General features: G+C 44.4%; 7 protein-coding genes and 1 pseudogene. 3 read left to right on the top strand and 5 right to left on the bottom strand.

From position 1 onward, the window contains the following. Nucleotides 1-80: 80 nt before the first annotated feature. Nucleotides 81-227: pseudogene (locus QUA16_RS22215) on the top strand (helix-turn-helix domain-containing protein); the annotation flags it as partial. A gap of 9 nt (nt 228-236) precedes the next feature. Further along, the gene (locus tag QUA16_RS22210) at nt 237-836 is read left to right on the top strand and encodes a type II site-specific deoxyribonuclease (RefSeq protein ID WP_333181336.1); all 600 of its coding nucleotides are present in this window, start codon (nt 237-239) and stop codon (nt 834-836) included. An 82-nt stretch (nt 837-918) separates the two neighbouring features. On the opposite strand, the gene leuS is transcribed toward QUA16_RS22210, so the two are convergent. The 3 genes from leuS to aat form a co-directional block, all read right to left on the bottom strand. After that, entirely contained in the window at nt 919-3,474 is a 2,556-nt protein-coding gene (gene leuS, locus QUA16_RS22205; RefSeq protein WP_333105706.1) for a leucine--tRNA ligase, read from the bottom strand. 368 nt (nt 3,475-3,842) lie between these two features. Next, nucleotides 3,843-4,523 carry a Uma2 family endonuclease gene (locus QUA16_RS22200; RefSeq protein WP_333105707.1) on the bottom strand — a complete coding sequence of 227 codons (681 nt, stop codon included), beginning with the start codon at nt 4,521-4,523 and terminating at the stop codon, nt 3,843-3,845. Nucleotides 4,524-4,623: 100 nt separating this feature from the next. After that, complete coding sequence (aat, locus tag QUA16_RS22195) at nt 4,624-5,220, bottom strand: leucyl/phenylalanyl-tRNA--protein transferase (protein WP_445252189.1); 597 nt, start codon at nt 5,218-5,220, stop codon at nt 4,624-4,626. A gap of 46 nt (nt 5,221-5,266) precedes the next feature. Between aat and QUA16_RS22190 the strand changes: the two genes are divergently transcribed. Beyond that, a complete protein-coding gene (locus QUA16_RS22190) occupies nt 5,267-5,596 on the top strand; it encodes a hypothetical protein (RefSeq protein ID WP_333105708.1) in 330 nt (109 codons plus the stop codon). Between the two features lie 199 nt (nt 5,597-5,795). Here QUA16_RS22190 and rpsN read toward each other — a convergent pair whose 3' ends face one another. Beyond that, nucleotides 5,796-6,098 (bottom strand): 30S ribosomal protein S14, encoded by a 303-nt coding sequence (gene rpsN, locus QUA16_RS22185; protein ID WP_333105709.1) that lies wholly within the window; start codon nt 6,096-6,098, stop codon nt 5,796-5,798. Nucleotides 6,099-6,118: 20 nt separating this feature from the next. Beyond that, nucleotides 6,119-6,271 (bottom strand): hypothetical protein, encoded by a 153-nt coding sequence (locus tag QUA16_RS22180; RefSeq protein ID WP_333181335.1) that lies wholly within the window; start codon nt 6,269-6,271, stop codon nt 6,119-6,121. Nucleotides 6,272-6,617 lie beyond the last annotated feature (346 nt).

Here is a 6,617-nt window from a genome sequence, read left to right as displayed (position 1 = left end):
GTTGATTTTGTAAATCAAATCTTGAGTGTTTACTTATCTTAACATGATTTGGTTTTTTTACGCCTACCTACTTAAGTCAGTTACGCAGAGAAAAAAGGATGACACAGGACGAGTTAGCAGAACTCATAGACAAGACTACTGACTATATCAGCTTATTGGAACGCGGTGAAAGATCGCCATCCTTTGAAGTTATTTTCGCTCTAGCTGAAGCGCTCGATGTACCCGCTACTTATTTAATCAGTTTTAGCCAAAGCGGCGAGAGTACAGCTCTCATTAACACCCTGATAGCTGAACCAGTTTCTCCGTCAGTTGTAGAGCCTGTTGAAGAGGCTGTTACCACGGAAGCAGAACGCATTTCAGATGCTAAACGGCTAGAAAATGCTATGAAAAGCATCCAAGAATTGCAAAATCTGGCTAGTGAATATGGTATTGCGGATATTTTTCAAGATAACGGGGGAAAGACTTTACAGTTATTAATTCTTTTAGGGCTGCGGATATCGCCTGGACGTGAAGGAAACGATGCTATTGATGCTGAAGGAAAAGAATACGAACTTAAAACAATAAATATTGCTCTCAATAGAAGCGGTGGGGTCACTACTCACCATCATTTGAATGAAATTATACTTGACAAGTATCGCCGAGTAGAAGCTTGGTATATTGGACTGTATGAAGGCATAACTCTCAAAGAGATTTATAAACTTACACCGGAAATGCTGGAACCTAAATTTAAAGAATGGGAAGAAAAGGTGAGGCTAAGAAACGAGCCGCTAAACAATCCTAAAATTCCCTTAAAGTTAGTAAAAAAAGGGCAACTTGTCTACTCTTATAGTAAATAATAGTTGCCCAATAGTGTTTAAAGGGGATTAGGTTGTGTTTGTGTAGAAACGATAGCTTGCCTACAGGTAGCGATTTTTACCCTCAAGCTACCACGAAATTAACCAACTTTCCAGGCACCACAATTACCTTTTTAATCTCCTTACCTTCAAGGTGACGCTTGGCTAATTCAGACTCGCGAGCAAACTTTTCCAACGCAGCTTTATCAGCACCAGAAGGCACTTGAATTGTGCCTCGAGTTTTGCCCATAACTTGAATTACCAGCGTAATTTCATCGGTAATTAACGCAGAAGCATTCACACTCGGCCAAGTTTGCGTATGCACCGATTCACTGTTACCAGTATTGTGCCACAATTCATCAGCAATATGTGGCGCAAAAGGCGCTAACAAGCGAATCAAAGTGTTAATTCCTTCTGCATAAATTGGCGAATCTTTACACTTAGCATCATTCAAAGCATTGCTGAGTTTCATCATTTCCGAAACAGCAGTATTGAACTGATAATCGCCCTCCAAATCTTCGCTCACTTCCTTAATTGCAGTGTGAATTGCCCGCCGCAAATCCTTCTCAGGTTTACTTAAAACCTCTTTCTCCCCCCCTTCGCAAGGGGGGGCTGGGGGGGGTGCACCAAACTCTGTAACCAAGCGCCAAACGCGATTTAAAAAGCGAAATTGCCCTTCCACATCAGCGTCGTCCCACTCCAAGTCCTTCTCTGGCGGCGCTTTGAATAAAATAAACATCCGCGCTGTATCTACCCCATATTTTCCCATAACTTCCAAGGGGTCAACGCCATTGTATTTTGATTTAGACATCTTCTCGTAGAAGACTTCCAAAGCTTCGCCAGTTTGAGGATCTTTGGGATTTGCGGGGTCTATATCTGCTGGGGAAACGTATTTGCCAGTAACAGGATTTTTATAGGCCATTGCTTGCACCATGCCTTGAGTTAACAGGCGTTTAAATGGTTCGTCACAATTGATCAAACCCCGATCGCGCAAAACCTTGGTAAAGAACCGCGAATACAGTAAGTGCAAGATTGCGTGTTCGATGCCGCCGACATATTGGTCTACGGGCATCCAATCATTTGTCTTCGCCGTATCGAAAACTTGCTCTTGATTTTGAGCATCGGGATAGCGCAAGAAATACCACGAAGAATCGATAAAAGTATCCATCGTATCTGTTTCCCGCTTCGCCGCAGTGCCGCAACTCGGACAAGGAACGTTTACCCATTCTTCCATCTTTGCCAAGGGCGAACCTTTGCCAGTAAATTGTACATTTTCCGGCAACAATACGGGCAAATCCGATGCGGGTACGGGGACTGTGCCGCAGGCGGGGCAGTGAATTACGGGAATGGGAGCGCCCCAATAACGCTGTCTAGAAATTAACCAATCTCTCAAGCGGTATTGGATGCGGGCTTTGCCATAACCGGAATTTTCGGCATGGTGAATAATCGCTGCTTTGCCTTTAATTGAATCCATGCCGTTGAAGCTTTCGGAATTAATCATAATTCCTGGTTCGGTGTAAGCTTCGGTCAAGGGCAGCTCATCATCATCCACAATTACTACTTTAATTGGCAGTTGATATTGATTGGCAAATTTGAAATCTCGCGTGTCGTGGGCGGGTACTCCCATAACTGCGCCGGTGCCGTATTCGTACAATACATAATCGGCAATCCAAATGGGAATTTCTTCGCCGTTGAAAGGATTGATTGCTTTGCCGCCTGTGGGGATGCCGCGCTTTGGTTTGTCTTCGGCTGTGCGATCGATCTCGCTTTGGGCGGCGACTTCTTTGATGAAGGTTTCTACGGCGGCTTTTCTGTCTTCCGTTGTCACGCGCTGAGTTAGTGGATGTTCCGGCGCTAAAACAAGGTAACTGACGCCGTAAACTGTATCTGGGCGAGTGGTGAAAACAGCGATTTTTTCATCCATTCCGACAATGGGAAATTCCAAGTAAGCACCGACTGATTTGCCGATCCAGTTGGCTTGCATTAATTTGACTCTTTCTGGCCAATCTGGCAATTTGTCTAAGTCGTTTAATAACTGTTCGGCGTAATCGGTAATTTTGAGGAACCACTGCCGCAATAATTTGCGCTCGACTTTGGCACCGGAACGCCAGGAACGACCTTCGTTATCTACTTGTTCGTTTGCTAAGACTGTTTGGTCTATAGGGTCCCAATTAACTGCGGCTTCTTTTTGATAAGCTAATCCTGCTTCTAAAAATTGTAAGAAAATCCATTGAGTCCACCGATAATAATCGGGAGAACAAGTTGTAACTTCTTTTGTCCAATCAAAGGAAATGCCGAGACGGCGAAATAAGCCTTTCATTTGGGCAATATTTTCATAGGTCCATTTTGCCGGGGGAATTCCGCGCTCGATGGCAGCATTTTCTGCGGGCAAACCAAAAGCGTCCCATCCCATCGGATTCAATACCCGATAGCCTTGCATTCGCTTGAGTCTGGCAATTACATCGATGATTGTGTAGTTGCGGACGTGACCCATGTGCAGGTTTCCCGACGGGTAGGGGAACATGGATAAGGCATAAAATTTAGGCTTTTGGGTATCTTCTGGCATCTGGTCTAAGTTTTGCTCAGCCCATGTCTGCTGCCATTTTTCTTCTATGGATTGGGGGTTATATCTGGAATCCACAACAATTGCTCCGTGCAGGGTTTAGTAATGTTTGCTTCAGTATTTTTACACATTCAAGGGGCTTCGATTCTGATTTTTCTGAGCTCCAAGGATTTTGGCTCTAATCTCTGTATTATATATTGTAGTATATGTAATTTTAGCTGGGGGGCGATCGACCAAATATCCCCGTTCGCCCTGAAAAGAATAAGACTTACGCACGGGCGGTCAGAAACCGGGTTTTTACCTGAGAAGACGCGTTACCGTCTGCAAAACCGCAAAAAACCCGGTTTCTTTTGTCTTGATTAGTCCTGGACTAAAAGAATAAATAACCGCAATCCTCAGAAACGCGATTTGTTTGAGAAATCGGGTTTCTTAGCATTTATTCCGGCTTAAATGCTATCTGGATCGATGTTCAGTTCCCGCAGTTTGGCGGCTAAACGTTCGGCTCTTTGAGATTCTTGTTCGGCTCTTTGAGATTCTTGTTGTAAACGCTGGCGATATAATCCCCGCTGTTCTTCTAATTCCGCATAGGAAAGAAACTGTTCGCCATCAGGCCTATAAATTTCCAACCTATCTTCTACCAACTCAAATCGCACACCCAATCTTGGACTTATCCATCCCTCCATCGGTTCAATTACTTCTAAGATTCCCTCAATTCTTTGCCAGCCTTCTAATTCATTTCTTTCGGGATCGTAAACGTAATACTCCTCAACTCCATGACGCTGGTAAAATGAAAGTTTCTTATTCATTTTGGTTTGGCGGTCGTTATGGGAGCGAATCTCAAAGACGACTTGAGGAGCAATATTGTCCTCTCGATATTGTATGTAAGAAGGCCGATCGCCCTTTGGTCTGCCAAACACCACCATCGTATCAGGTGCTTGAGAAATATCGGGTCTGCCCTCAACTGGATACCAGAGTAAATCGGCTGCTACAAAAACGTTTGGGTCATTCTTAAACAGCGATTCGCAACCTTCTTTAATTTTGACAATTAATTCGTATTGAATGGTGCTTTCTGCCATTGGTTGACCGTCGCTGGAAGGATAAATGATTTCTGCGGTTGTGACTTGCATAGTGGTTGTCTCCGAGAAGTATCTAAGCTTAATTATACTATTGTTTTAAGCAGCTAATGGGGTCGTAAATGGTACTGCCTTTTCCCGAATGACAGAATATTCAAAATAGCGTGCAGCGGCGCTTCAAAGCTGCTTGCAAAAGAGTGTTGTACAGTTTTTCTTTAACAGTATAAGCGCCGAATCTTTCCAAGTGCGGATTGTTCATTTGAGCGTCGAACATCAGATAAGATCGATCGCGCAATCTCTCCACCAACTTCACCATCGCCACCTTAGAACCCTCGGGAATTCGGTAAAACATCGACTCCCCAATAAACGCACCGCCGATCGACAATCCGAGAATACCGCCCGCCAATTCGTCCCCGCACCAAGTCTCGAAGCTGTAAGCCCAACCGGCCTCATACAAACCCCAGTAAATCTGCTTGAGCTCCTTAGAAATCCAAGTCGTTTCGCGATCGGCACAACCCTCAACCACCGCCCCAAAATCGCGGTTCACAGCCACCGAAAATCGATTTTGATTAATTTGGCGACGCAGGGATTTCGGATAGGTAAATCTTTCATCCAGGGGAATCAGCGCCCGCTGTCGGCTGGAATACCACCCCAAACTTTCCTCCCCGTCATTTGCCATCAAGAAGTAGCCTTGGGCATATCCTTGTATAATTGTCGGTATATCATATTGCATATATTTATCAGTTGTCATTTCTCAGTTAACTTTTCAAAGTCAACATTAGCAATTAGGAATAATCATGTCTGAAACCATTGAACCTATTACCTTACCGCCCGCCATAAACCCCGAACAAGAAGGCCAATGGCTCCAACAAACCTTGCTGGCATGGCTAGACTCCGAGTTTATCCCAGAAGCAGCCAACCAGCAAATAGCTAAAAGAGCTGCCCAAATCTATGTCCGCCAGCGCATGGAAGGCGAAAATGACGTGGGCAGCCTCGTAATTGCGATCGTCACCGAAATGCAGGCCTATGATTTTTCTAAAAGCTTCTACGGCGAATTTGCGATCGCCAATGCCGTCAGCGACTTGTTACTCGATAGTCTAGGCATCGATAAATGCTGTGGCCAGTGAAGCAAGAAGGAGGAAAATTTAACTCATAAGTCTGAAACAAGAATCAACCCCAAACATAATCTTGCCGATTATTTATAAGTTTTTTTTCCTTCTTCCTTCTTCCTTTTTCTTTAGAATAAATCTCCAGAAACACGACAATTTCAGAAAAACATCATCCGTGTATCCGTGTCATCATCCGTGTCGTGCCTTCTTTCTCGTGCTACCAGCTAGACTTCACAACACCGGGCAAAAGACCTTCGTGAGCCATTTCTCGCATCATGTTGCGAGACAGTCCGAAGTCACGATAGTAACCTCTGGGCCGTCCAGTTGCCCAGCAGCGGTTCCGCAAGCGAGTCCGCGAACTGCTGCGGGGTAGCTGTTGTAGTTGGCGGTGAATCGCCATTTTTTCCATCTGATTGTTAGCTTGGTCAAACTGGTCTTTCAGGTCTTCCCGCTTGTCGGCGTACTTGTCTACGAGTCTCTGGCGCTTTTTCTCGCGCTCGACCATGCTCTTCTTAGCCATAATCTGTTGATATCCTTAGATTAATCACAATCTACTATTTTACTATATTTTGGTGATTTCGGATCTCTTTTATTTGAATTATTTCTTTTGTCAACAAGATTTTTAGCAACAGGCAAGATGCCTGTTCCACAATCACTCAACATTTTTAGCAACAGGCAAGATGCCTGTTCCACAATCACTCAACCTTTTTAGCAACAGGCAAGATGCCTGTTCCACAATCACTCAACCTTTTTAGCAACAGGCAAGATGCCTGTTCCACAATCACTCAACATTTTTAGCAACAGGCAAGATGCCTGTTCCACAATCACTCAACATTTTTAGCAACAGGCAAGATGCCTGTTCCACAATCACTCAACCTTTTTAGCAACAGGCAAGATGCCTGTTCCACAATCACTCAACATTTTTAGCAACAGGCAAGATGCCTGTTCCACAATCACTCAACATTTTTAGCAACAGGCAAGATGCCTGTTCCACAATCACTCAACATTTTTAGCAACAGGCAAGATGCCTGTTCCACAA

Source organism: Microcoleus sp. S13_C3 (assembly GCF_036700905.1).
GTDB lineage: Bacteria > Cyanobacteriota > Cyanobacteriia > Cyanobacteriales > Microcoleaceae > Microcoleus.
Note: the sequence above shows the minus strand (reverse complement) of the source record. Positions and strands in the feature narration are given on the sequence as shown.